18 protein-coding genes are annotated in these 25,838 nt (G+C 64.5%); 4 read left to right on the top strand and 14 right to left on the bottom strand.

All coding sequences use genetic code 11. The features are described 5' to 3' along the window. Positions 1-22 precede the first annotated feature (22 nt). The 8 genes from ACFIMZ_RS04700 to ACFIMZ_RS04665 form a co-directional block, all read right to left on the bottom strand. Entirely contained in the window at positions 23-880 is an 858-nt protein-coding gene (locus ACFIMZ_RS04700; RefSeq protein WP_431821614.1) for a lysophospholipid acyltransferase family protein, read from the bottom strand. A 17-nt stretch (positions 881-897) separates the two neighbouring features. Beyond that, positions 898-2,172, bottom strand: a complete 1,275-nt coding sequence (locus ACFIMZ_RS04695) for a dihydroorotase (protein WP_431821613.1) — start codon at positions 2,170-2,172, stop codon at positions 898-900. 52 nt (positions 2,173-2,224) lie between these two features. Further along, on the bottom strand, positions 2,225-3,256 hold the full coding sequence (locus tag ACFIMZ_RS04690; protein ID WP_059483352.1) for an aspartate carbamoyltransferase catalytic subunit: 1,032 nt from the start codon (positions 3,254-3,256) through the stop codon (positions 2,225-2,227). A 73-nt stretch (positions 3,257-3,329) separates the two neighbouring features. Then, positions 3,330-3,845, bottom strand: coding sequence for a bifunctional pyr operon transcriptional regulator/uracil phosphoribosyltransferase PyrR (gene pyrR / locus ACFIMZ_RS04685; RefSeq protein ID WP_431821612.1), 516 nt, complete (start codon positions 3,843-3,845; stop codon positions 3,330-3,332). After that, entirely contained in the window at positions 3,832-4,281 is a 450-nt protein-coding gene (gene ruvX / locus ACFIMZ_RS04680; RefSeq protein WP_431821611.1) for a Holliday junction resolvase RuvX, read from the bottom strand. The genes pyrR and ruvX overlap by 14 nt, the downstream gene beginning before the upstream one ends. After that, positions 4,278-4,856 (bottom strand): YqgE/AlgH family protein, encoded by a 579-nt coding sequence (locus tag ACFIMZ_RS04675; protein WP_059611337.1) that lies wholly within the window; start codon positions 4,854-4,856, stop codon positions 4,278-4,280. Before ACFIMZ_RS04675 ends, ruvX begins: the two co-directional genes overlap by 4 nt. A gap of 167 nt (positions 4,857-5,023) precedes the next feature. Continuing rightward, positions 5,024-6,331 (bottom strand): hypothetical protein, encoded by a 1,308-nt coding sequence (locus tag ACFIMZ_RS04670; RefSeq protein WP_431821610.1) that lies wholly within the window; start codon positions 6,329-6,331, stop codon positions 5,024-5,026. A 105-nt stretch (positions 6,332-6,436) separates the two neighbouring features. After that, complete coding sequence (locus ACFIMZ_RS04665; RefSeq protein WP_004186709.1) at positions 6,437-6,607, bottom strand: rubredoxin; 171 nt, start codon at positions 6,605-6,607, stop codon at positions 6,437-6,439. A 218-nt stretch (positions 6,608-6,825) separates the two neighbouring features. On the opposite strand from ACFIMZ_RS04665, the gene ACFIMZ_RS04660 reads away from it, so the two are divergent. Then, positions 6,826-7,692, top strand: coding sequence for a hydroxymethylpyrimidine/phosphomethylpyrimidine kinase (locus ACFIMZ_RS04660; RefSeq protein ID WP_431821609.1), 867 nt, complete (start codon positions 6,826-6,828; stop codon positions 7,690-7,692). A 131-nt stretch (positions 7,693-7,823) separates the two neighbouring features. On the opposite strand, the gene groL is transcribed toward ACFIMZ_RS04660, so the two are convergent. From groL to ACFIMZ_RS04630, 6 genes are all read right to left on the bottom strand, one after another. After that, on the bottom strand, positions 7,824-9,464 hold the full coding sequence (gene groL, locus ACFIMZ_RS04655; protein ID WP_431821608.1) for a chaperonin GroEL: 1,641 nt from the start codon (positions 9,462-9,464) through the stop codon (positions 7,824-7,826). 46 nt (positions 9,465-9,510) lie between these two features. Next, complete coding sequence (gene groES, locus ACFIMZ_RS04650; RefSeq protein WP_004186661.1) at positions 9,511-9,804, bottom strand: co-chaperone GroES; 294 nt, start codon at positions 9,802-9,804, stop codon at positions 9,511-9,513. Positions 9,805-10,858: 1,054 nt separating this feature from the next. Then, complete coding sequence (locus ACFIMZ_RS04645) at positions 10,859-13,462, bottom strand: glycosyltransferase (protein WP_431821607.1); 2,604 nt, start codon at positions 13,460-13,462, stop codon at positions 10,859-10,861. A 110-nt stretch (positions 13,463-13,572) separates the two neighbouring features. Then, positions 13,573-13,881, bottom strand: coding sequence for a hypothetical protein (locus ACFIMZ_RS04640; RefSeq protein WP_431821606.1), 309 nt, complete (start codon positions 13,879-13,881; stop codon positions 13,573-13,575). A gap of 268 nt (positions 13,882-14,149) precedes the next feature. Continuing rightward, positions 14,150-17,884: a glycosyltransferase gene (locus ACFIMZ_RS04635; RefSeq protein ID WP_431821605.1), complete on the bottom strand. Its 3,735-nt coding sequence runs from the start codon at positions 17,882-17,884 to the stop codon at positions 14,150-14,152. Positions 17,885-18,708: 824 nt separating this feature from the next. Continuing rightward, a complete protein-coding gene (locus ACFIMZ_RS04630; RefSeq protein ID WP_431821604.1) occupies positions 18,709-21,198 on the bottom strand; it encodes a class I SAM-dependent methyltransferase in 2,490 nt (829 codons plus the stop codon). Positions 21,199-21,795: 597 nt separating this feature from the next. On the opposite strand from ACFIMZ_RS04630, the gene ACFIMZ_RS04625 reads away from it, so the two are divergent. The 3 genes from ACFIMZ_RS04625 to efeB all read left to right on the top strand — a co-directional run bounded on the left by ACFIMZ_RS04625 (position 21,796) and on the right by efeB (position 25,797). Then, positions 21,796-23,268, top strand: a complete 1,473-nt coding sequence (locus tag ACFIMZ_RS04625; RefSeq protein ID WP_431821603.1) for a carbohydrate porin — start codon at positions 21,796-21,798, stop codon at positions 23,266-23,268. Positions 23,269-23,356: 88 nt separating this feature from the next. Continuing rightward, entirely contained in the window at positions 23,357-24,490 is a 1,134-nt protein-coding gene (locus ACFIMZ_RS04620; RefSeq protein ID WP_431821602.1) for a hypothetical protein, read from the top strand. 11 nt (positions 24,491-24,501) lie between these two features. Further along, positions 24,502-25,797, top strand: a complete 1,296-nt coding sequence (gene efeB, locus ACFIMZ_RS04615; protein ID WP_431821601.1) for an iron uptake transporter deferrochelatase/peroxidase subunit — start codon at positions 24,502-24,504, stop codon at positions 25,795-25,797. Positions 25,798-25,838 lie beyond the last annotated feature (41 nt).

The raw sequence follows: 25,838 nt of genomic DNA, 5'->3' as shown, positions 1-25,838 counted from the left end.
GGACAACGAGCCTGCGCCGGCCCTAGCCTTCGCGGCCGGGCACCGGCTCGTCGGCCGCGCCCTCGTTGGCCGCGCCGGCGCCGACTTCGGTCGCCGGGTAGGCATCCCGGGCCAGTTGCTCGAGCACATCGGCCGTGGGCCGGCCGACGCCGGCCTGCATCGTTTCGAGCGCCGCCGCGATCGACTCGCGGGCCGCGGCGGACGTCGCGCGCCGGTCGCCGCCCGGCTCGATCGGATCGCACACGTACAGGTGCGCGACGAGCGGGCCGCCGCTCAGCACCATGTCGAGCGACTTGCCGAGCGACAGCTCGCCGATATATGCCGGCGCGACCGACTGGCGCCCCTGCGCATCCTCGTACATCAGGCAGACCGGCTGCACCGCGCAGCCGGCGGACACCGCGGACTGGAACAGGTTCGCATGGAACGGCAGCAGCCCCTGCCCGTCGGAGGTCGTCCCTTCCGGGAACACGCACATCAACCCGCCGTTGCGCAGGCGATCGGCCATCTCGTGCATGATCCGCATCGCCTCGGTGCGCTTTTCGCGCTGCAGGAACACGGTGTCGAGCTGCGCCGCGAGCCAGCCGACGACCGGCCACTGGCGCACCTCCGCCTTCGACACGAACGGCGTCGGCCGCCACGCGTTGATCGCGTAGATGTCGAGCCACGACACGTGGTTGCCGACGACGAGCGCGCTCGAATCGAGACGCGCGCCGTCGTTGTGGACCACGAGACGCATCCCGCAGATCCGCAGCAGCTTGACCGACCAGCGCCGGGTCATCTCGACGCGTTGCGCGGGCGCGAGGCGCGGAAAGCGCAGCGCGACGATCGCCATGCCGCGCAGCAGGTGAAAGACGAGGCGCAACTTGCGAAGGGCTGTCATGGCGCGGATCCGGCGATTCAGTTCTCGAACGCGACCTGCCCGGCGACGAGCGTCGCGCGCACGCGGGCCGGCAGTTCGTAGCCGAGGAACGGCGAGTTGTGGCCCTGGCTCTTCAGCCCGCGCGGCTCGACGCGCCAGTGCGCGCGCGGATCGAACACGCACAGGTCGGCCGCGCCGCCTTCGATCACGCGACCGGCCGGCAGCTTCAGCACGTCGGCGGGCGCGGACGTGATGCGCTTGAGCGCCTGCGCGAGCGGCGTGCCCGTCTCGTCGGCCCACTTCACCGTCAGCGACAGCAGCAGCTCGAGGCCGGTCGCGCCGGGCGTCGCCTCGGCGAACGGCAGCAGCTTCTCATCGTCGTCGACGGGCGTATGGTCGGAACAGATCGCGTCGATCGTGCCGTCGGCAAGCGCCGCGCGGATCGCTTCGCGGTCGCGTTCGCTGCGCAGCGGCGGATCGAGGCGGAACTGCGAATCGAAGTAGCCGATGTCGACGTCGATCAGGTGCAGGTGGTTCGCGCTGACGTCGCAGGTCACGGGCAGCCCTTCGGCCTTCGCCTCGCGCACGAGCGCGAGACCGGCCGCCGACGACAGCCGGGCGAGGTGCACGCGCGCGCCCGTCACGCGCATCAGTTCGAAGATCGTATGCAGCGCGATCGTCTCGGCCGCAACCGGCACGCCGGACAGCCCGAGCCGCGACGCGAGCGGGCCGCTTGCCGCGACACCGCCCCTGCCGATGAATGCGTCGAGCGGACGCAGCCACGTGGTGAAGCCGTACGTGCTCGCGTACTGCAGCGCGCGCAGCAGCACCTGCGTGTCGCGCACCGGCACGTTCGCGTGCGTGAAGCCGACGCAGCCCGATTCGGTCAGCGCGACCATCTCGGTGATCACTTCGCCCTTGAGGCCGACCGTCAGCGCGCCGAGCGGATAGACGTTCGCCTGACGCAGGTTGCTCGCGCGGAACTTCAGCATCTCGACGAGGCCCGGCTCGTCGAGCACGGGGTCGGTGTCCGGCGGGCACACGAGGCTCGTCACGCCGCCCGCGACGGCCGCGGCCATCTCCGACTGGAGCGTCGCCTTGTGCTCGTAGCCGGGCTCGCGCAGCCGCGCGCACAGGTCGACGAGGCCGGGCGCGACGATCATGCCCGTTGCGTCGATCGTCTTCGCGGCGTTGAATTCGGCCGGCGCGGCGCCGATCGCGGCGATCCTGCCTGCCGCGACAAAAACGTCGGCCTGCCGTTCGGTGCCGGCGACCGGGTCGATCAGCGTGCCGCCTTTGATATGAATCTTCATGCGCTGTCTGTGAATGCGTTGAATGCGTGTAAGGGAGGCGCGGCGCGCGGGCTCAGTCGTTGTTGCCGGCGACGATGCCCATCACCGCCATCCGCACGGCGATGCCGAACGTGACCTGGTTGAGGATCACCGATTGCGGGCCGTCCGCGACCTGCGAGTCGATCTCGACGCCGCGGTTCATCGGGCCCGGGTGCATCACGATCGCGTCCGGCGCGGCGAGCGCGAGGCGCTCGGGCGTCAGGCCCCAGGTCTTGAAGTACTCCTGCGCGGACGGCAGCAGCGCGCCGCTCATCCGCTCGTTCTGCAGGCGCAGCATGATGATCACGTCGACGTCCTTGAGCCCTTCGTCGAGGTTGTGGAACACGCGCACGCCCATCTGCTCGAGCCCGCCCGGCAGCAGCGTGCGCGGGCCGATCGCGCGCACTTCCGGCACGCCGAGCGTGGTCAGCGCATGGATGTCCGAGCGCGCGACGCGCGAGTGCAGGATGTCGCCGACGATCGCCACGCGCAGCTTCGTGAAGTCGCGCTTGTAGTGGCGGATCGTGTACATGTCGAGCAGGCCCTGCGTCGGGTGCGCGTGACGGCCGTCGCCGGCGTTGATCACGTGCACGTGCGGCGCGCAGTGCTCGGCGATCAGGTACGGCGCGCCGCTCGACGCATGACGCACGACGAACAGGTCCGCATGCATCGCCGACAGGTTGTTGATCGTGTCGAGCAGCGACTCGCCCTTGCTCGTCGACGACGCGTTGATGTTCAGGTTCAGCACGTCGGCCGACAGGCGCGTCGCGGCGATCTCGAAGGTCGTGCGGGTGCGCGTCGAGTTCTCGAAGAACAGATTGAACACGGACTTGCCGCGCAACAGCGGCACCTTCTTCACTTCGCGGTCCGTCACGCTGACGAACTGCTCGGCGGTGTCGAGGATGTGCGTGACGATCGAGCGCGGCAGCCCTTCGATCGACAGCAGGTGCTTCAGCTCGCCGTTTTTCGTGAGCTGCGGGTTGCCCTTCAGGAAGCCGTAGCGGAATCGCTCGGGGCTCGCGGCCGCAGCGGGATTGCCGGTGCGGCCAGTCGTGTCGGTGGTCATGATGTGCGTGAGTCCAACGTATGCAAACGGGCCGCGGCGCGAACCGGCGGCCCGGGATCCTGGTTCGGGGCGCTCAGCCGCCGTGCGCCTCGACGCGCAGCGTGAACTGCGCCGCGTCGTCGCGCGCGAGCACGAGGGTCGCGTCGGCCGGCACGTCGAGCGCGCCGCCGGCGAACCGTGCGGCGACCGGCAGCTCGCGGCCGCCGCGGTCCGCCAGCACCGCCAGCTCGACCGCGGCCGGACGGCCGTAGTCGAACAGTTCGTTGAGCGCCGCGCGGACGGTGCGCCCCGTGTACAGCACATCGTCGACGAGCACGATGCGCGCGCCGTCGACGTCGAACGGCAGCGACGTCGGGCTCGCCTGGCTGTGCAGTCCCTTCTTCGCGTAGTCGTCGCGGTGCAGCGCGACGTTCACCACGCCGAAGCCGGGCGCGCCGAGATCGCGCGCGAGCCGCTCGGCCAGCCATGCGCCGCCGCTGTGGATGCCGGCGAGCCGGGGGCCGCCCGCGTCGGCGAAGGCCGCGCCGTACGCGTCGCGGATCTGGTCCAGCAGGACGCGGTATAGCGCCTCGGCGTCAATGGTGCTCATGGTCGGACAATTGGTCGAGATACTGTTGAAGGATGACGCGCGCGGCCTCGGCATCGAGCATCCCGGCCCGTGCGCGGCCGCGGACGTCCCGCGCGCGCAGCGCGGCCTCGGCCTCGACCGACGAATAACGCTCGTCGACCCAGGTCACCGGCAGGCCGAAGCGGCCGTTCAGCTGGTTGCCGAAACGCTTCGCCTGCTGCGTCATGTCGTGCGGCGTGCCGTCCGGATGCATCGGCAGGCCGACGACGAGCGCGTCCGGCCGCCATTCGGCCAGCAGTTCGCCGACCGCCTTGAAGCGGTGTTCGCGGTTCAGGTTGGGAATCACGACGAGCGCGCGGGCCGAGCGCGTCAGCGCATTGCCGATCGCGACGCCGATGCGTTTCTCGCCGTAGTCGAACGCCATGAGCGTCGCGTCACGCGCGCTCGTGCCGTTCATGCGTGCCCTGCTTCGCCGGACAGCATCGACGAGCTGACGCCGAGCAGGCCGAGCGCGGCCTCGAAGCGCTCCTCGGCCGGCGTGTCGAACACGATCCGCGGATCGGCGGCAACGGTCAGCCAGCCGTTGCGGGAGATTTCCTCCTCGAGCTGCCCCGCGCCCCAGCCCGCGTGGCCGAGCGTCAGCAGGAAGCGCTTCGGGCCCGTGCCCGTCGCAACCGCCTCGAGCACGTCCTTCGACGTCGTCATCTCCAGCCCGCCCTCGACGGACATCGACGAGTTGTAGCTCGCGCCCTCGACCGGCTCGTGCAGCACGAAGCCGCGCTCCGTCTGCACCGGGCCGCCGAAGTACACGGGGATGTGCAGGAGCGGCTCGATCTCGAGCTTCAGGTCGATGCGGTTGAACAGGGATTCGAGGTCGATGTCGGTCGGACGATTGATGACGAGGCCGAGCGCGCCGCGCTCGCTGTGATCGCAAAGGTAGACCACCGTTCCCGAGAACGTCGGATCGGCCATGTTCGGCATGGCGATCAGGAACTGGTTGGTAAGGTTGATGCGATCGGAAGGCTTTGACATGGTTTGGATTTTAGCAAAGACACCGCGGCCTGTTGGCGGCCGCGATCAACAAGCAACGCCGCGCCGCGCTGGCAACGGCGCGCACGGATCACACGGCACTCTAACATGCACACGGGAGCCGGCGGCAGCGCATTGCCGGGCGTGCGGCAGGGGCGCCCGCGCGTGCATCATCCGTGCCCGGTCCGGCCGAGCGCGGCGCCGAGTGCTTCGCCGGCGGCGGTCAGGTCCGGCGGCGCCACGCCAGCCGCGATCTTGAGCAGCGCCGCGCGCAGCATGTCCGACGCGTGCCGGTGCGCCGCAAGGCCGCCTTCGGCCGCCGACACGCCATGCGCGGCGCGGCGCCACGCGAGGCCGAGCGCGTCGGCCAGCAGCGCCGCGTGGCCGAGGCCGAGCGCACAGGCCGCCGCGCCCACCCGGTACGCGGCTTCGGCCGCGCGCCACGCGGCGCTCGCGTCGGCCGTCGCCGGATCGGTAGCGAGGTCGGCCATCGACGCGTCGGCGGTCTGCAGGAAATCCTCATACGCATGCGCGTTGACGGTCACGACGCCGAGCTCGCGGGTCGGCGCCGCCGCGACCGCGTCCTGTTCGGCGCGCGCGGCGTCGGCTTCCCACAGCGCTTCTGACGCCGGCGTGCCGGCCACGTGCCAGTCGACCGTCAATCCGTAGTCGTGCAGCACGTCGACGAGCGCGACATCCTCGGCCGCCGCGCCGAACAGCGCGAAATCGCGCCACAGCAGCGCCACCGTCTCGCGCACGAGGTCGGGCGGCGCGGCCCGGCGGCCCTGCGCGTGCTCGCCGAGCAGCAGGTTGGTGCGCGCGAGGAAGCGCTTCAGCTCGCCCGCGCCGGTTGCGCGGAGCGCGCGCAGGCACGCGGCCGCGAGCCGCCAGAAGTCGTAGGGCACGTCGGCGGCGAGTTCGGTCATGCAGGCGTCGAGCGCGTCGAGCGCCGCCTCGGGCGGCACCTGCTGCGCCCGCAGCGCGGCGAGCAGCGCCTGCTCGTAGCGTGCGCGCGTCCGCGCGGCGGCGGCGGCGGGCAGCACACGCAGCGATGCGGGCGGCACCGAACGGCCGGCGAGCGCGAGCGTGTCGTACGGCACCTGCACGCGCAGGTCTGCCGCGCTTTGCGCGCGCAGCGTGCGGAAATGGTCGAACAGGATCGGCGAGCAGGCGAGCTCGCGCAGGTTGTGCCGCGCGACCGCGGCCCGGAAATCGCGCAGCGCGGCCCGGCATCCGCCGGAACTCGGCTCGGTGGCAACGAGCGCGGCGGCCTGCGCCAGCTGGCCCGCGAAGCGGGCGGCGGGCAGCCAGCCGGCTTCGGCGAGCACGGCCGCAGCCGCGGACAACGGCGCGGCCGCATCATCATGGCGGTCGAACGCCGCCTCGGCCGCCGCGAGCCACGCGTCGGCTGCCCGCACCGCCCCGCCGCGCGGGTTGGGCAGTGCATCAATAACGGGGATTATTGCCGGATCGGACATCGAGGACACTCGCGCTGGTCATGGCCAAGCTGCTCGCGTTGCCGCGGCGCCAAAGCGCCGACGGCACCGAGGCCGGAGCGGAATGTCCTGAAGGCGACGGTCCGGTCAGATCTGGACCATCTCGAAGTCTTCCTTGCGCGCGCCGCATTCCGGACACGTCCAGTTGATCGGGACGTCTTCCCAGCGCGTGCCCGGGGCGATGCCCTCTTCGGGCAGCCCGGCTTCTTCGTCGTAAATCCAGCCACAAATCAGGCACATCCAGCTCTTGTATTCCATCTTAAGCCGCGTAGGGAAGGTCGGTAAATTCGGGAGCCATGATGGTACCGTGTCGGGGCCGGACTGCCTAGCGATCGCGCTCCAGGCGCACGCCTTCGTTGCGCCGCGCTAAAAAATCCGTTCTGCGTGCCGGCTTTCCGCCGCATAATGGCTGCAAAGGGCTCACTCCGCTGGTGCGGCCCGCCCCGCTTGACCGTTTCTTCTTGCCCCATTTGTCCATGTCCAGCAACGCCCCTCCGATCGTCCTTACCTTCGGCCTGTCCGATCCCACCGGCGGCTCCGGCCTCCAAGCCGATCTGATGACCCTGGCGAGCATGGGCTGTCACGGCGTGTCCGTCCTGACGGGCTACACCGTGCGCGACTCGGCTGCCTGCGACGAGGTGACGGGCCTCGATCCCGACGTCGTCGCCGCGCAGGCGCGCATGCTGCTCGAGGACATGCCGGTCGCCGCGTTCAAGATCGGCGCGACCACGCGCGCGGAAGTCGTGAGCGCGATCGCCGAGGTGGTCGCCGACTATGACGGCGTGCCGCTCGTGCTCGCGCCCGATTTCACGCTCGACGACGAGCACGTGCTTGCCGCCGACGACCTGCGCGAATCGATCGCCGACCTGCTTGCGCCGCAGACGACGCTGCTGGTCGCCGACCATGCGACGCTGATCGCGCTCGCGCAGCCGGACGGCGACGCGGAAGCGCCGAATCTCGACGCCGCGCTGTCGCATCTGCTGTCGCAGGGCTGCGAGTACATCCTTGCGTCCGAAGCCGGCTCGCACCGGCTCGTCAATACGCTGTACGGCGAGGAAGGCCAGATCCGCGAAGACATGTGGGATCGCACGCCGCACCGGCTGATGGGCATCACCGATACGCTCGGCGCGGCGATCGCGGCGCTGCTCGCGAACGGCCAGGAACCGCCCGAAGCGGTGCGCGAGGCGCAGGAATACCTGTACCAGGCCGTGCGCGACGCGTTCCGGCCGGGCATGGGCGCGTACCTGCCGGACCGGTTCTTCTGGGCGCGCAGCAACGACGAGGATGCGTCGCCGCGCGCGATGACGCCGGACTCGCTGCCGAGGACGACGCACCGGCATTGAGTCGTCGATTGACGCCGCCGCACCCGCTGCGGCGAACGGCACAAACAAAAAAAGACCCGCATCTCTGCGGGTCTTTTTCTTTGGCTGGAACGCGCGTCGCCGTGCGTTCCGGACACATCGACCGAAGTCGATTACATGTCCATGCCCATGCCGCCCATGCCGCCCGGCATGCCGCCCGGCATCGGAGCGTCTTCCTTCGGCAGTTCTGCGACCGCTGCGTCCGTCGTCAGCAGCAGGCCAGCAACCGACGCTGCGTTCTGCAGTGCGGTGCGCGTGACCTTGGTCGGGTCGACGACGCCGGCTTCGACCATGTCGACGTACTCGCCCGTCGCTGCGTTGTAGCCGTAGTTGCCCTTGCCTGCAGCAACCGCTGCCACCACGACGCTCGCTTCTTCGCCGCCGTTCGTGACGATCTGGCGCAGCGGCTCTTCCATTGCGCGCAGCACGATCTTGATGCCGGCGTTCTGGTCGGCGTTCGCGCCGGTCAGGCCTGCGATCGCGGTACGAGCGCGGATCAGCGCAACGCCGCCGCCTGCCACGATGCCTTCTTCCACAGCTGCGCGCGTTGCGTGCAGTGCGTCTTCGACACGTGCCTTCTTTTCCTTCATTTCGACTTCGGTCGCAGCGCCGACCTTGATCACTGCCACGCCGCCGGCCAGCTTGGCCACGCGCTCTTGCAGCTTTTCACGGTCGTAGTCCGACGTCGCTTCTTCGATTTGCGTGCGCACTTGCTTCACGCGCGCTTCGATGTTCACGGCTTCGCCTGCGCCGTCGATGATCGTCGTGTTTTCCTTGCCCACTTCGATGCGCTTCGCCTGGCCCAGTTCTGCCAGCGTTGCCTTCTCGAGCGTCAGGCCGGTTTCTTCCGCAACCACTTGACCGCCGGTCAGGATCGCGATGTCTTCCAGCATCGCCTTGCGGCGGTCGCCGAAGCCCGGTGCCTTGACCGCAACGGTCTTCAGGATGCCGCGGATGTTGTTGACGACCAGCGTTGCGAGCGCTTCGCCTTCGACGTCTTCAGCGATGATCAGCAGCGGACGGCCAGCCTTCGCGACTTGCTCGAGCACCGGCAGCAGATCGCGGATGTTCGACACCTTCTTGTCGTGCAGCAGCACGAACGGGTTGTCGAGGACGGCGACTTGCTTGTCCGGGTTGTTGATGAAGTACGGCGACAGGTAGCCGCGGTCGAATTGCATGCCTTCGACGACGTCCAGCTCGTCGGCCAGCGACTTGCCGTCTTCGACGGTGATCACGCCTTCCTTGCCGACCTTGTCCATCGCTTCAGCGATGCGATCGCCGATCGACGAATCGCTGTTCGCCGAGATCGAGCCGACTTGCGCGATTTCCTTGTTCGTCGTGCACGGCTTGCTGATCTTCTTCAGCTCTTCGACTGCCGCTGCGACTGCCTTGTCGATGCCGCGCTTCAGGTCCATCGGGTTCATGCCCGATGCGACGTACTTCATGCCTTCGCGGACGATCGATTGCGCGAGGACGGTTGCCGTCGTCGTGCCGTCGCCTGCGTTGTCGCTGGTCTTGGAAGCGACTTCCTTGACCATTTGCGCGCCCATGTTCTGGAGCTTGTCCTTCAGCTCGATTTCCTTCGCGACCGACACACCGTCCTTGGTGACCGTCGGGCCGCCGAAGCTGCGCTCGAGCACCACGTTGCGGCCCTTCGGACCCAGCGTGACCTTCACTGCGTTGGCGAGAATGTTCACGCCTTCGACCATCTTCGAGCGGGCGGAATCGCCGAATACGACGTCTTTAGCTGCCATCTTCTAACTCCTTGGATTCTTGGGAATATGTACCGTCAGTGGACGCTTACTTGGCGTTGACCACGGCCATGATGTCTTCTTCGCGCATCACCAGCAGTTCCTGGCCGTCGACCTTGACGGTCTGGCCAGCGTACTTGCCGAACAGGACGCGATCGCCGACCTTCACGTCGAGCGCGATCGGCGCGCCCTTGTCGTCGCGCTTGCCCGGGCCGATGGCCAGGACTTCGCCCTGATCCGGCTTCTCGGCAGCTGCGTCGGGGATCACGATGCCCGAGGCGGTCTTGGTTTCCTGATCCAGGCGCTTGACGATCACGCGATCGTGCAAAGGACGAAGGTTCATATTCACTCCTCTCTTGACTGAGATTGAAGAACGCTTAGGGAATCTGCCCGGCGGTTCGCCAGGCAGAGAATTGTTAGCACTCTCGTGCAGCGAGTGCTAATTATATGGACGGGTTTTGACAAATTCAAGAAGGGGACGGCGGTGCCGTCGAGGTTCGTTCAACTTTGAACTTTGTTCGTTCAAGTTTGTACTCGACAGCGCTGCAGAACGCCCGCACCAGGAAATTTCTTGTTATAAATCAAATTGTTACAATTTGATCATATCTTTACACAGATCCTTCAGCGGCAGCGATCGCATGACGCGCCAACGCAAATCCGGCCTTGCGCGCGACCTTCGAGACCGTGACTCGGGAATTCCCGGATGCCGCGGGCCAACTTTCGGGGTCGCACCTTGAAATGCCACCGGATTTGGTGGGGGCTCCAACTCGCGAGCGAATGGAGCCATGAGCAAGAAGCCACGCAAGCCCCCCCCTGAAGTTCGAAAGCGCGCAGCGCGTCTGGTGCGCGAACAGCGTAGCAAACATTCGCCGATGCCGGCGGCAGTCGAATCGATCCCGCCAATGACGGCTGTCCGCCGCAGACGCTGCTGGATCGGGTCAGGCGCAACGAGGTCTGCGCTCCCTCGCGCCGCATCCGCTGCGCTCAAACGAACGGCTTTACGTGTATGGACGACGCGTCGATCGACCGTGTCGCCTATCACGTGGACTCGATGGAAAATGCCCGTTCGTCATGGCGACGTCTTTTTGCGCCCGGCCATGCAATCCCGGCAGCCGCAAACCACGACAGCAGGATGCCATTGAACGCCTGCCATCCGAATACCTTGGGAGAACCACCCGCGCTGAACGCAATCGTATGAAATGCTGCACGTGACCAGGGCGCCGGTCGAACCTGGCCCGCATGACTCCCTTGAAGCAAAGGATGGCCCGCCATGAGGAATCGTGCGCGGGACAGCATCGATGCCAGTGCCGCATGGTGTGGACAGGGCCGCACCCGGCCCTTTCCGTCGAACGGCCTGTGAAATCGCCGGGCGGCTTTGCACCGCCCGGGCTTCCGCGTTACGCGGACGTCACCATTTCCAGGAATGGCGTCGGCGCGGCGAACTTCAGTCCGAACCACTTCCTGTTGATGAACTCGTATACGTAGACCGGCGTCTTCGATTTTGCGAAGACCCGGATTCCCCACGTTTCGCCGCGCTTGATCTCGATGTTCTGGAAATCGAATCGCACCGGCTTCGTCAAATCGAGCTTCTGAATGTCGATGACGATGTGGTCCTTGATGTAGTCTTCCGGCGAGACCAGCTCGATGCCCACCTGACCTTGCTTGACGAAATCGACCGCGAGCGCGAAGTACAGCGCCGACAGCTTGCCGGGCGGGAGCGAGACGCGATATTCCCGGAACGGCATGTCGTGGAGCGAATCGCTCAATTCGAGCGAGGATCCGGTGCGCCGCCAGCCCTGTTTCTCGCTGAACGACTTCAGTCGTGCGTACTGCGGAGAGATCATGTCCCACAGGTTGCTCTTGGCGGCGAAGACGCGGTGGCGCCACGAATACCGGCAGCGCCTTCGGAGCGCAGCCAGTTCGCACGCTTGTTCGGTTGCCGACGCAAGCGCCAATACACCGCCCCCGGCCACGCCCGGTCCCTGCCGGGACCAGGAAGCCAGCTTGTGCAACCGGGTCGCCTGTGTTTCCCACGACACTTCGCTGCCGGGGTTCTGGAGAATGGTTTGCAGAACCGCGGCGTTCGCTTCCCCGGAGAAATTGGCCGCGCAGTACGCCTCGTTCTTCTTGCGGATCTGCTCGAGGCCGGCGCTGTCTTTCAACGCATCGACGAGTGCGTTGTACCAAGACAGCGACTTGCCGGAATCGTGCACGAACACCGCATTCCCGCAGCCGGCGACCTGATCGTACGGTTGCGTATCGGGCAGCACGGGCACCGCGTTCATGATGAGCGCGGACACGAGCGGGTGCAGCGTCTTGTACGCGTTGTTGACCGTCGAACTCGGCGCATGCAGCAGGAAGTCCGGCGAGTAACGGGCAAACCGGCGCATCGCAAACAGATAGTCGAGCTCGAACGGCAGCAGGGTCACCCGGAACGAAGACGGAAGATCGTCGAGCTGCTTCCTGTATTCGTCCTCGCTCGGCGCAGGCGCGACGAGGTGGATGCGCATCCCGTCGTCGTTCGCGAGCTTCTGAAGCGCCGGAAACACGACTTCCCACAGCCCCTTGGCACGGTGCGAACCGGTTGCGCAGGCGATGACAAGCTCGCCCTCCCTCTTCTCCTCGTGGTAGTCGATCGACAAAGTACGCTGATCGAAGAAGGAAACAGGGAAGCAATAAAGCTGGTCATGCAGCGAATGCTCGTCGAAGTATTCGACGAGGTTCTTGCTCGATAAGAGGACGCCATCGAACGCGGACAGATCCGTCCTGTATTGTTCGAGGCGGTAATCTTCGCCTCCGTGCGCGAGCTCGCCCGCCTGCGCGAGAAGCGCGAGATTGTCGTCCAGGAAGTAGTAGGCCGGCACCTTCATTGCGCGTGCCGCGTCGATCCATCCGCCGAAATGGGCAATGTGCCGGACGAAAATTACGCAGCTCGCGCGGGCGAGTTCCTCCACACCGTAGCCCGTGCTGGCCGAAATGATGCGAACGCGCTTGGCGACATCCGGCGGCAGCATGTTGAAGTACAGATACGTCGACGCGTCATAGTGCAGGTTGACGACGAGAATGTAGCCGTCGCCCGGCGGTGCGTCGGCCTTGGGAGCCAGCGGCCAGCCACGGCCGTGTGCGTGCTTGACCGCAAGCGTCCGCGACACGGCCTTCGTGCTGACGCCATGCGTCGGATCGGGCTCGAAGACGTCGTAATCGTCGAGCTTCGATGGGTGCAGCCGCTCGTTGCGCGACGTGTGCATCCATTCGTTGACTGCCCAGCTGTCGAGCGCGTAGGTGTGCCCCAGGCTATCGTTCGTGATGGGGCCGTCCTCGATGCCGACGGACACGTCGACGGCCTTGACCTCGTAGCGCTCGGCGACGCGGCGCCAGAGATCCCAGTCACACAAGCGTGCAATAAGGACATGCGGATCATAGAACCCGACGTCCTCGATGATTTCCTTCGTCAACAGCACGCCGTTGTTGGGGATGAAGTTCTCGATGCGCAGCATGCCCTGCGACCGCGGCGCGCCCAGACGCGTCGTCAGCACTTCGCCCGTCGCGTCATTGCGCAGCGACATCTCGACATGCCCGTAGATCATCGCATGCGGGGCTTTCTCGGATTCGCGCAGGAGCTTCTCGAGCGCGTCCTCGTTGAACATCGTGTCGTCGAACGCGAACGCCAGGCGATCTGCGCGCGCCTTCAGGTAGCCCTCATATTCGGAGATCGCCGGCAACCCGATGTTCCTGGTGTGCCGCAGCGAGCTGACCCGGCCATCCTTTTGCTGAAACTCCTCGACCTGATCCGCGGTGCCATCCGTACTCGCGTCGTCGATTATGATTAGTTCGATGTCCTTTAGGGTCTGGGACAAAATCGACTCGACACAACGTCGGAACATACCGCTCTTCGCGCGCCTGTACGCTGGCAGCAATACGGAAATCTTTGGCTTGTGCGATGGATCGTAGCCCGCTCCGGGCGTCCAGATCGTATCGCGAACAAGGTCTTTCACCAGCATGCGGATCTCTCGAGATGGGTGTTCAGATAGTGCGCCGGAGTATAGCAAACGGAGCGTTCCGGGCCATCCGCGACGGTAGCGGAGATGCCGCCCGAAAACTTACCGATTGATTACACGAGCACCTTCTGACCGCCTTCCGCAGCACCTGATTCCTGGCTTCGAAACACTTTCTGCAATCCTAATGGCTGCCATTGCACGAGACAGTGCACGAATGCCAAGGCATCCCGCTGAAAATTGATCACCGAAATGCTTTCTCTTTCAATGCAGGACTTTCGCGTCCACGCTTCAGAGCAGGCTGCAAGGTGCGGGGTATTCCGGCAGATCACGCAGCAGCCGCTTTCGAGGAACGCTTCGTCAATGTCGGCGCGCCGCTCGACGCAAGCACACAGCCCCTGGAAGCGGGGTAGCCAAGCATGCATGTGCTCAACGACCCTGCATTCCTTTCCATGACCGCTGCCGTGTGGTGTTCGTCGTCGGAAATTGCAGGCGTGCGATTTCAACTTCCGTCACGCCCTTTCCAATCGCCAATAGTGCGTTGCGCAAGCGCGAATCGGTCAGAGCGGCAATCGCCTTCGCGCTCACTTTCGTGTCAACGGCCACGCGCCTCACCCTGGCATTCTCGTATTGCCCGCGACTTCAAGCGGCGACCAGAACCATCAACGACAGAAATTTCCGACGTTCAAAAGCTCAAGAAATTTTGATAAAAGGGAGCTTATTCGGCCTGGACAGACCCAACCATCTCCGCCTGCACAGCTCGTAGATCCACACCGGCCCTTCCGCATCCTTTACAAAGAATCTAATCAGGAATCTCCCCGGCTGAAGCCCGTCAACTCCACCTACCGCGAAACCCACCGGCTGGAATGGATCGACCCGTTCAAGCGCCTGAACGTCATGGGAAACAATCTCACCGCCCTCGTCGACAAGCTCGAGACCAATGACTCCAGCCATACCAATTGACGCCATCTCGACCGCAAATTCGACTCTGTCAAACGGCGCCTCATCAACTTCCACCGAATATTCGACATACGGAAGCTCGGACAGATTTTCGCTGAGCATCAGCTTTCGTGAGAAATTCCACTTTCTAAGCTGACAATACGATTTAATCTTCAGGAACACCGGATCGATCATCGGCCAAATATTTCGACCCAGCACAAGTCTCCTCTTGAGACGTTGCGCCAAGCCGCGCGAATGCGCGGCCAACACACTTGCGTGCCGAATCGACACGATACGGTGCTCGGCAAGCTTCTTCGTATCCGATGTATCCGGCTGAATCTGGATCGGCTGCTCCCTTCGCGCCATCTCACGCGAATGGAGCAGACGTCGCTTGCGCAACACAACCCGGTCAACCTCCGTTCCCACCTGCTTTATCAGGCATGAATACTCATCAGCAATACGGGCGATCTCGAAATTGTCCTCGATCGAAATACGCGCATTTCTTCCCATCTCGGCCGCACCGTTGATGTCCGCTCTCAACCAACGCATACGCTCAGCGAGCGCCGCCTCGTCGTTTTGATCGACCAGATAACCATTGAACCCGTCCGTGATAATACCTTCCGGTCCACCGCATCTCGTGGAGATGACCGGTCGCCCGCGGCTCATGCCCTCGATCGTCACGAATGAAAATGACTCGAGGTGGCTTGTCACGACGACCGCTAACGCATCATCGTAAATTCTGTCGACGTTGCTTTCCTTCGGGTGAAAATGAAAAACGGACGTGAGACCGGCGCGCCACACCAAATCATGCAGATGCGACACATACTCGTCGCCCCCGACGCCATAGACGTGGAATTCGGTTTCCCCGGGCGAAAATGACATATATATCGATGCGGCCGCAATGAACATCGGTATATTCTTGTTAGGCTCCATGGTGCAGAGCATGACAAATTTCCGAACGACGTCCTGGTCGGTCGAAAGTGGCGACCATTTTCCGCAATGCGTTCCGTTCGGGATAACGGCAACCCGATCGGGTTCGAGATTGTATAAAGCCCGGCAGCCGTCAGCGGTTATCTGCGACGGACTGACGACCATGCTGGCTGCACTGAGTTGCCGCATGTCGATTGCAGCCCATCGGGCGGGGTCCAGGCGGGTAGCCAGCCTGGAACTAATCAACCCGTGCGAATGCAGAATGACCGGGATCTCACATTGGACCCCGGCAAAAACCGCCGCAGGAATGACGTTCGTGTTGACCAGGACGGCATCCACCTCAAGCTCGCGCAGCAAAGCGCTCATTCTCTGCGTAGCGGACCGTACCTGGTCGTCTTCCGACTCCCTATGCCACGCGTCGCCTTGCGTCGGCACCCAAGGCCGAAAATCGGCATCGATAACCGGAATCCCTGCCTGCTCAATTTCGTCCCTGATTGGGCCAGTCACCTTCGGAAAGATGGAGACCGCCTCAATCGACGGCGAAATGTTTCGCAGGAAGTTGGCCAATGCGCGCTCCGCGCCGGCGGGATACGGGGAATGAGCAACAAATGCGACTCGCACGTCGGCGACGCTTTTTTTGCGTCGCTCGGCGACGTCTTTGATGAAAGCACAAAATACGGGAGCAACCACATCCGTCGCATAGCGTGCGTGCAGCACCTCGCGCGCGGCCGCGCTGATCCGCTGGCGCACCGCGTTATCGTCGAGCAGCTGGACAATTGCGCGTTTCCAGTCGTCGACGGTGTCGGCGACCATGATGCCCGTCTGGCCATTTTCCACCGCGGACAGATATGGTTCGACGTTACTGTATATGCCGACCGCGCCAACTGCCGAAATTTCCAGAAATTTGTTAGGGCACTTTGATGCTTCAAATCTCGTGCTGCCGAGCGGGGCCAGCAAAATATCGGGGGCGCGTCGCGACAACATCTGCGCGTACGCGCGATAGCCATAGACGTAGGGCTCGAACTTGATTCGCGCGTTGTCGATAGTCGACAGCGCGTCGGGTACCGCATGCCCCATGTACAGGATGTCGAAATCATCCCGTTCTTCGCTGAGTTCCTTCAGCGCGCGGAACGCTACATTGTCAGGACGCGGCGATCCCGCATAACCGACCGTCAGGCGGCCGCTCGCTTCCTTCAATGCTGGTTCGAAATGCGTCAGATCGATGTTCGTCGGAAGCACGACCACCTGCTTCGCGACGCGCCGCATGTCTTCCGCGAGAATCTCGTTATACGTAAGCGCTACGTCCGCATGACGGAGGCAGTACGTAAAAGTCTTGTATATCTCGCCATCTTCATGGAATACCGCTTCATACTCCTTCCAGTCCTTGCCGACCGTAAACCAGTTATCGTCAAGCATGTAGACCGTGGGTATGCCAGCCTTATTGCAAAAATCCATCAGGTCGCACGCCTGCCGCGACTTCGTTCTGCTGAAGATAACCACATCGCTGCCGAATACGTCTGCCCGCGTCGCAGCAGTATCCAGAATGCTGCGCCAGGTCACTGGCACCGACATCAGATCTTTGGCAAAGAAATTAAAAAAACAGAGCTGGTTGTGGGCAGGCTCACCCGGCCCGCCCAAGACGGTAATGCGCAACGCCCTGGTGCCGGAATCGGCGGCATGATGCTCGCTGGATGAATCGTCGGAACGCGTGAACATCGATGCCGCGCGCGACAAGATGCCGGCGTCGCGGTGCGACAGGTTTCTCGTGAAAGACGCGACATCTGCGCTGTCCCAATCTACGAGACAGGGTGCTGCCGGCAAGGGGCGCTGAAACATGGCACGGCGCGCAGCCATATCGCCCGAGATCAACATGTCGGCCGAGAACGGATACTCGTACCACGTCCATTTCGGCTCGGGTTGCGGAATGGTCGCTGCACGCCGGAGCATGTTACTTCTGCTCAAATGGAGCGAATATTCCCACCAGAATGCGCGCTGCAGAATCGGAGACGTCGAAAAGCCTCCGCTTGAAAGAAATGCTTTCCTCTGGATGACGCAGTTGGACATCGGGACGTAATCGGCCATCTCGACCCATCCCGGAGGGTAGCTCCGGTAATCGCCACCGGTCGGATCAGCCAGCCATGATCGGGTGTCATCGCGTCGATGCACTGACATCGCCGGAGGGCCAGCCAAAGCAATCGTCTCCTCGTCGATGCTCTTGGCCAACTCGCAAATTGACGCATGCCAGGCGCCCACATCCACTCCCGGCCACAGGAATGAAAGAAAGTCTCCGTGTGCGGCTTGTGCCCCGATGTTGAACAGGATCGCCGGCGTGGATCGCTCAGTGGATGAGATAAACTTTGCGACTTGAAATGTTTCAAGCCCGGCGACATCTACCACCTGCATCCAGTATGCGCCGTCACCGACAAAAATATACTCGAAGCGAGCAGAGTCGCTACCGACAATTCGAGCAAGGTCCGCACACAGGGCGGTTACCGCCGACTGCACAAGTACGTAATCCCCGACGAGCGGAACAATTGTCGTTATCGTCTTTTTGTGCATTATCTATCTCGAATCAAAAATAAGCCTGCAATGCAGATATATACTTCTTGGAATACCGCCGCGCAGCGTGATGCGGGAGCAACATTCATGCAGCCTCCCGATTCCGTCACCCACGGCTTGTGCTCAAGCGGACGCTGAAGCGCCTCTTGAATCACTCTTGACTTACACACGACATGGTCGCGTCGCGCATCCGGTGTGCCGCTTATGGCGCGTGTCATGAACACGAATGCATGAAACCAGCGACTTTTGCGACATGAGACAGGCGAAAGCGAGGAAGTAAAGCCCGGCGATAACTTGAGCAGGGCATTCATTCGCGAGCGATGCGTTGGAAGCGAGCCGCCAGCGCGAAGCTTGGGTCGACGCTCCGGCGTGCGGGCAGCAACTCGCAGCCAAACTCCGCCTCGGGCGCAATACCATGGCTTTGAGGGATCAGTCGAGCCGCATCGCGAGGATGGCTGGACTTGTCTCCGTATCCCGGGACACGCGGACACCTCCAAGTTCGTCATACCCCGCTGCGCACCAGATTCCGGCGCCCGATGCAAAGCGCTGATGTCCGGAAGCGAGGCACCAGATTGAGTCTTGCGCCCATCGCAAACGCGCAACAGGCCCTGCAGGTCGTGAGGCAGCTTGCGCCACGGCGCGCCGCTCCCGATCTGCCAACGCAATCCATTGGAGACTTCGCAACGTCGGCGACGACGCTGTTCGCTGCTTTCTCGAATCAGCGCCTGATACGACACAGCGAACGACCGCCCTCCGTTGACCGCGTCACTCGGATGGCGCTTGCGGGTCTTCATCCCGACATCCTTCCTCAACCGGACGCAAGATCACGACGTGCTCTCGCGCGAATAGACAGGCTCACAATACAGGTGCATGCCGCGTACCTGTCTGAGCATGTTCAATCTGCGCCATTCGATCGTTCGAACGCCGAAGTTCTCGATTCCCGGGAGCGCCTGCAAACGGACACGGATTTTGCCGGCCGGAATCGTGACGCTCGCGAACGTCACATGGACCGGGCGAATTCCGCACTCGCTCGATACGACCACCGGCCCCGTCCCGAGTACGGCAGCCGAATCCGCCGACCACAGTTCACAATTGAATAGTATGGTCGGAATACGTGGCGCGCTCAGCACCGTGATCGCGAGGCGCAAACCGGCAAGCCTGCCCGCTTCGACGGGCATGTCGTAGATCCACTCCTGCCCCGCTTGCCAAAGCTCGCTCTCCTGGATGACGACTCCGTGGCCGCCAAAATCATGCGCCTCGCCATATGCTTTCAATTGCGCAAACGCAGGCGCGATCAGCGTCGACAGATCCTGTGCGCGCCGCCGGAACAGGCGAAGCCCGCGAGCAACGACGTTGCCATTGCGCTCGGCAAGCATGGCAGCCATGACTTTCCAGTTCATTGCTGCATCAGCCGCGCCTGCAGGCAAAGGCTGATCGGCTAACGCGTCCACCAGTGCATCGGATGCGACGAGTGCGTCGACATGATCTCGCAGCGACCGCGTTGCCGACTGAAGCTGGTTGATCTGCTCCTGCATACCCGTGGAAATGTGACCGATTGCCGCAGGCATGCAGGCCATGTGCTCGGCCAGCGCGCGGTGGATCTCGGCATCACGACGAACCATTTCCGCGTTGACTGATGCGATGCGTTTGCGGGTCAACTCCGCCGCTTCCTGGAGCACTCGGGTCGCGTCATCAATGACGCGCACTTGCTCGCGAAGCGCGCTTTCAGCGACGCGACGTTCCTCGATTCCGCCGAGGCGGCCGATCTGCTCCTCCAGCCGCCCGCAAGTCGCCTCGATATGGGCGAGCTTTTCCGGCACGTCCATCAACCGGGTAAATGCATTCGGCTTCGCTGGCCTGCACTCTTCTTCGCGTCGCGCGGCGATCCCCGGCGGCTCCTGAAAGATCGTGTCGCGAATGCGGTCGGCAAACTCTGCAGAATCGATCGGGCTTTTGACCACGAGCAATTGCAGAACCATCTGTTCGCACACATCGTTGAGCGACTGGCGCAACACACGCTGGACCGCCGGATCCATCCCGCGATAGGCGGGCATGTAGAAAAATTCGCACTTCAGAAGGCGCAGATCCGCCCGCCAGTTGCTGTGATCGGACGAACCGAGACCCCAGATACCCGACCCCGGGAAGTCATAATCCTCGATCGGCAGCACAGTCTCGACGGCGTTCGTGAAGAATCGCGCGGTGTGCTCATTGAACGTCTGGATGTGGTAGGGATTGGCCTGATTCAGCCCCGTTGCCGCATACGGCACGACGATCGTGACCAGCGCGCGATCTTTGCAGATTCGATGAATCTCTTGAATGACGCTGGGGAGATCGCGGAAGTGTTCGAGCGAATGCGAAGCGACCAGATAGTCGACCGAATCATCGGGCAACGGGATGCCTTGATCCAGGTCGCACACAATGTCGACGCCCCGCATCGGGAAACGGTCGATGCCGACGAAGCCGTCTCGCTTCACGGGACCGCAACCCAGGTCGACCTTCACGATGCGCTGTGGAGTCGGAACCGCTTTGCCGAACAGATAGCGGCGCTCTTCCTCGTTCGTGACGTCGCCGCCGTCGTCCCGCGCGATCCAGAACGCCCGCAGTTGCTGTTCGTCCTCCCATTGCAGATAGGAGAACCTGCAGTTCGCGCAGCCCTGACTTGCTTCCGCGCGCCGGTCGAGCCGCAGCGTCGAGCGCATTGAAGCGATGTGCGCCATGGTCGTCTCGCCGGCGATCACGCCGCTCGTCTCGCCAAGTGCATCCTGCAGGAGCAGGTGTTGCTGGCACGCATATTCCCGGCCGTCCGCGCCGATGAACAACGCGCGCTGCTCGACGATCGGGCAGCCGCCCCTGATTTCCGTCGTGCCGATCGGCGGGATCGCGTCGGGGCGCGCGCAGAGCGGCACGCCGAGACCATGCCGATCCTCGAGATCGCCGTCGCCGACGATCACCCGGTCGCTCCGCTCAAGCGGCGCCGTGCGTAGCGACTCCACGCCCGGCAACGAGAAGGCGACGATCGAATCCGCCAATTTCGCGACGGCTTCGATCTGCGGCAGGTCCTGAGTCGGGTTGCACCAGACGGACGTCACGCCGCCGCGTTCCTTCAGCAGTTTCGCAATCGTCGCGGCGAAGTGAGTGAAGCCCGGATGTGCCGTCGGCGACGAATGCACGCCGAGATCGACCAGCGAGACGGACGCATTCGCCCGCACGAAGCTCAGAACGTCGTCAAGGAGATCTGCGCTAATAAACGTCGGCTGCCGGTTATCCGACCGTCCGACCATTTCGACGGCGAGCCGCCTCAAATTTGCTTTCAATCGTCTACTCGCTGATATCAACAATCACCGTGCGTTGTCCGGTTCCGTGGCATGTCATCCTCCAGTAACGGGGCAATACCAGTGCGCCCTACAACAAATATGTAAACGTCGCAATCTCGAGCCCCGTTTTGCGGCCCCGTTTCGTCGCCTGCATCTTGATGATCGGCGGTAAGGTAACACATCGAACCAACGCTCGAAAGGCAAGCCGATGCTCGTCGGCGCGGCATGCGGTCACTGCCCGCAGCCAGCCTCACGACCTGATCGCCAGATTTCGGGATGTGTGAATTTGCGTCAAAAAGCGTTGACCATCTGCGTCGTTCGTCGCTCGACCGCCACCCTGCGCATAACCATTCATTCGTATTACGTCTATTTTTCATTTCTCACTCTTATTTGAGCCATCAAACACACTTTCGCAAGAAACTTCCTTTCTTTTTGTAACGTAGATGCGAATCATTCTCGTTTACATTGACTTTCTTATTCTTGGCCCCTACGATGCGGCGCGTCGTGCTCGCCGATGCGCCCCGCACACCCGATCGCGGGCACCCGGGGAACGCCGATCAGGTAGGACACCAGATCAAACAAAACCAGGAATTTGCAATGAAGTGTGTGCCGTTCATCGGAGACAGCGTCCGGCCACGGATGCGCCCGGCCTCCCGCGCGGTCCTCGCCGCCAGCATGTGGCTCGCCAGCGCCGCCGCGTTCGCCGCCGCGTCCGTCGACGCGCAGCCTGAGGCCCCCGAAGCCGACCTCGCGATCCAGGCGAAGCCGACCGACATGTGGACCGGCGTCTGGACCCGCCAGAGCCTGCTCGGCGACATGGGCGGCATCCGCCCGTGGCTCGGCAAGTACGGCGCGACGCTGCAGATCACCGAAACCAGCGAATACCTCGCGAACCTGCGCGGCGGCCTGAATCGCGGCGGCACCTACGACGGCCTGACGACGATGACGCTGACCGTCGACACCCGCAAGGCGATCGGCCTGCCGGGCGGCACGTTCAACGCGAGCGCGCTGCAGATCCACGGCCGCAACCTGAGCCAATACAACCTCGGCACGCTCAACACCGCGAGCGGCATCGAAGCGCAGGACACGACGCGGCTGTGGGAGCTGTGGTACCAGCAGTCGTTCCTCGACAAGCGCGTCGACGTGAAGATCGGCCAGCAGAGCCTCGACCAGGAATTCATGGTCAGCACCTACGCGAACACGTTCATCAACACGATGTTCGGCTGGCCCGCGCTGCCGTCGTACGACCTGCCGAGCGGCGGCCCCGCGTATCCGCTCGCCGGGCTCGGCGTGCGCGTGCGCGCGCAGCTCACGCCGAAGCTCACCGCGCTCGCGGGCGTGTTCGACGGCGATCCGCTCGGCAACAACCCGAACAACCTGAGCGGCACGAACTTCAACCTGCACAACGGCGCGCTCTACATCGGCGAGCTGCAGTACGCGCTGAACCAGCCGGCCGAAGGCGAGATGGACACCGGCCATTCGAACGGGCTGCCCGGCACCTACAAGATCGGCGTCTGGTATCACAACGGGCGCTTCGCCGATCAGCGCCTGGGCACCGACGGCCTGTCGCTCGCCGATCCGAACTCCACCGCGAACGGAAACGGGCGGCAGCACCACGGCAACTACAGCTTCTACGCGGTCGCCGACCAGATGGTCTGGCGCCCGGACCCGACCGGCGCGAAGAGCCTCGGCGTGTTCGCGCGCGTGATGGGCGCGCCCGGCGACCGCAACCTCGTCAGCTTCGCGGCGAACGCCGGCGTCGTGCTGAAGGCGCCGTTCGAAGGCCGCGACAACGACAGCGTCGGCCTCGCGGTCACCTACATCCAGGTCGGCAACCACGTGAGCTCGCTCGACCGCGACCAGCTCGCGTTCTCCGGCGGCCCGTACGGCGTGCGTACCCGCGAGACGGCCGTCGAGGCGACCTACCAGTACCAGGTCAACCCGTGGTGGGTGATCGCGGCGGACGCGCAGTACACGTTCAACGCAGGCGCCGGCCAGAACCCGAACGACCCGACCCAGCCGCTGCGCAACACGTTCGTGCTCGGCGCGCGCACGGTCATCACGTTCTGAGCGCCCGCGCGCCGCCTGCCCGCTCCGTATCCGTCCCGTACCCGCTTTCGCGCGCCGGCCCGCCGGCGCGCCTCCCAGGAGACTCCGCATGATCGAATCCGCCCCGCTTCGCCGCCTCGCGACGATCGCGCTGGCCGCGGCCGCGCTGGCCGCCGCAGCCTTCGCGCACGCCGAGCCGCAAGGCTTCCTCGAGACGCTGCACCGCCACGCGACGCTCGTCAACACGGTCCCGGACAACGGCGACCAGAACCCGTACGCGATCGCGGTCGCGCCGGTGACGGCCGGCACGATCCAGGCAGGCGACGTGCTCGTCGACAACTTCAACAACGCCGCGAACCTGCAGGGCACCGGCAGCACGATCGTCAACTATCGCCCGTCGACGAAGCAGATGAGCCTGTTCGCGTCGATCCCGCGCGACCTGAAGGCGTGCCCGGGCGGCGTCGGCCTGTCGACCGCGATGACGATGCTGAAGTCCGGCTGGGTGATCGTCGGCAGCACGCCGAGCAACGACGGCACGACGAACACCAAGGGCGCCGGCTGCCTGGTCGTGCTCGATCCGCACGGCAACGTCGCGTCGACGTGGTCGACCCCGAACATCAACGACCCGTGGGGCAACATGGCCGTGGTCGACCGCGGCGACAGCGCGACGCTGTTCGTCAGCATGGCCGGCTTCGGCGTCGGCGGCGCCGACGGCAACCCGCCCGTCTACAAGCAGGCGACCGTGCTGCGCATCGACCTTGCGATCCCCAATGGCCAGCCGCCGGTGATCAAGCAGGAGACGGTGATCGCGAGCGGCCTCGGCGCGCAGGCGGACAAGAGCGTGTTCCTCGTCGGCCCGACCGGGCTCGCGCTGTCCGGCGACCAGAAGAAGCTGTACGTGTCCGACGCGATCGGCAACCGAATTGTCGAGATCGACGATCCGCTGACCCGCGACTCGAGCGCGGGCGTCGGCCGCCAGGTCACGGCAGACGGCTTCCTGCACCGCCCTCTTGCGCTCGCAACCGCGCCGAACGGCCATCTGCTCGCGACCAACGCGCTGAACGGCCAGGTGGTCGAGATCGACCCCGTCGCCGGCAAGCAGTTGTATGCGCGCTGGATCAACACCGACAAGGCGCAAACGCCGCCCGGCAGCGGCGACCTGTTCGGCATCGCGATGACGCCGGAAGGCGACGGTTTCTACTTCGTCGCCGACGACGTCAACACGCTGATGCTCGCGAAGTGACGGAACCGACCATGACAGACGATCTCGACCAGCCGCCGCGCCCCGCGCGACGCGGCTTCCTGAAGGCCGGCGGCGCCGCGGTGGCCGCGGGCCTCGCGGCAGCGTCGATGCCCGCCGCGCATGCGGCCGACGCGCCGGCGCCGAACGCGGCCGCGCACGACGACGTCGAGCCGTTCTACGGCAAGCACCAGGGCGGCATCACGACGCCGCAGCAGCGCCACGCGTATTTCGCGGCGCTCGACCTGACGACGGCCAAGCGCGCGGACGTGATCGCGCTGCTGAAGACCTGGACCGACGCCGCCGCGCGCATGTCGCGCGGCGAGACCGCGCAGCCGCTCGTGACGTCGGGCGGCGACGACGCGGCGCCCGTCGATGGCGGCGACGCGCTCGGCCTCGGCCCCGCGCGGCTGACGATCACGTTCGGCTTCGGGCCGGGGATGTTCACGCTCGCCGGCAAGGACCGCTACGGCCTCGCGAAGCACCGCCCCGCCGCGCTCGTCGACCTGCCGCGTTTCAACGGCGACCAGCTGCTGCCCGAGAAGACCGGCGGCGACCTGTTCATCCAGGCGTGCGCGGACGACGCGCAGGTTGCGTTCCACGCGGTGCGCCAGCTCGTGCGCCTCGGCGCGAGCGCCACGCAGATGCGCTGGGGCCAGGCCGGCTTCACGTCCGGCAAGCCCGGCGAGACGCCGCGCAACTTGATGGGCTTCAAGGACGGCACGATGAATCCGCCGATGTCCGATCCGGCCGCGATGAACGAGTTCGTGTGGGCCGGCGGCGAAGGCCCCGCATGGATGAACGGCGGCACCTACACGGTCGTGCGCCGCATCCGCATCACGCTCGAGCACTGGGACAACACCGAGCTCGGCTTCCAGGAGCAGGTGGTCGGCCGCCACAAGTACAGCGGCGCGCCGCTCGGCCGGAAGCACGAGTTCGAGCCGCTCGACCTCGACGCGGCCGACAAGGACGGCAACCCGGTGATCCCGGACAACTCGCACGCGCGCCTCGCGTCGCCGCAACTGAACGACGGCGCGCAGATCCTGCGCCGCGCGTATTCGTACAACGACAGCACCAACTTCTACATCGAGCGCTGGCCGCCGTGGCGCCAGCAGACCGAGTACGACGCGGGGCTGATGTTCGTCGCGCACCAGCGCGACCCGCGCAAGGGCTTCATCCCGATCAACGAGAAGCTCGCGAAGCTGGACATCATGAACCAGTTCACCACGCACGTCGGCAGCGCGATCTTCGCGTGCCCGCCGGGCGCGCGGCCTGGTTCGTTCATCGGCGCCGCGCTGTTCGACGCGTAGTTCGACACGCAAGCCGACCCTTCCGGATTCACTACCCGATT

The organism is Burkholderia sp. F1, from assembly GCF_050813845.1.
Classification (GTDB): Bacteria; Pseudomonadota; Gammaproteobacteria; order Burkholderiales; family Burkholderiaceae; genus Burkholderia; species Burkholderia ubonensis.
Note: the sequence above shows the minus strand (reverse complement) of the source record. Positions and strands in the feature narration are given on the sequence as shown.

Bases quoted from the DNA above. Each gene is read 5' to 3' on its own strand.
- ACFIMZ_RS04700 (WP_431821614.1), bottom strand. From the start codon at position 880: ATGACAGCCCTTCGCAAGTTGCGCCTCGTCTTTCACCTGCTGCGCGGC.
- ACFIMZ_RS04695 (WP_431821613.1), bottom strand. From the start codon at position 2,172: ATGAAGATTCATATCAAAGGCGGCACGCTGATCGACCCGGTCGCCGGC.
- ACFIMZ_RS04690 (WP_059483352.1), bottom strand. From the start codon at position 3,256: ATGACCACCGACACGACTGGCCGCACCGGCAATCCCGCTGCGGCCGCG.
- pyrR (WP_431821612.1), bottom strand. From the start codon at position 3,845: ATGAGCACCATTGACGCCGAGGCGCTATACCGCGTCCTGCTGGACCAG.
- ruvX (WP_431821611.1), bottom strand. From the start codon at position 4,281: ATGAACGGCACGAGCGCGCGTGACGCGACGCTCATGGCGTTCGACTAC.
- ACFIMZ_RS04675 (WP_059611337.1), bottom strand. From the start codon at position 4,856: ATGTCAAAGCCTTCCGATCGCATCAACCTTACCAACCAGTTCCTGATC.
- ACFIMZ_RS04670 (WP_431821610.1), bottom strand. From the start codon at position 6,331: ATGTCCGATCCGGCAATAATCCCCGTTATTGATGCACTGCCCAACCCG.
- ACFIMZ_RS04665 (WP_004186709.1), bottom strand. From the start codon at position 6,607: ATGGAATACAAGAGCTGGATGTGCCTGATTTGTGGCTGGATTTACGAC.
- ACFIMZ_RS04660 (WP_431821609.1), top strand. From the start codon at position 6,826: ATGTCCAGCAACGCCCCTCCGATCGTCCTTACCTTCGGCCTGTCCGAT.
- groL (WP_431821608.1), bottom strand. From the start codon at position 9,464: ATGGCAGCTAAAGACGTCGTATTCGGCGATTCCGCCCGCTCGAAGATG.
- groES (WP_004186661.1), bottom strand. From the start codon at position 9,804: ATGAACCTTCGTCCTTTGCACGATCGCGTGATCGTCAAGCGCCTGGAT.
- ACFIMZ_RS04645 (WP_431821607.1), bottom strand. From the start codon at position 13,462: ATGCTGGTGAAAGACCTTGTTCGCGATACGATCTGGACGCCCGGAGCG.
- ACFIMZ_RS04640 (WP_431821606.1), bottom strand. From the start codon at position 13,881: ATGCATGCTTGGCTACCCCGCTTCCAGGGGCTGTGTGCTTGCGTCGAG.
- ACFIMZ_RS04635 (WP_431821605.1), bottom strand. From the start codon at position 17,884: ATGCACAAAAAGACGATAACGACAATTGTTCCGCTCGTCGGGGATTAC.
- ACFIMZ_RS04625 (WP_431821603.1), top strand. From the start codon at position 21,796: ATGAAGTGTGTGCCGTTCATCGGAGACAGCGTCCGGCCACGGATGCGC.
- ACFIMZ_RS04620 (WP_431821602.1), top strand. From the start codon at position 23,357: ATGATCGAATCCGCCCCGCTTCGCCGCCTCGCGACGATCGCGCTGGCC.
- efeB (WP_431821601.1), top strand. From the start codon at position 24,502: ATGACAGACGATCTCGACCAGCCGCCGCGCCCCGCGCGACGCGGCTTC.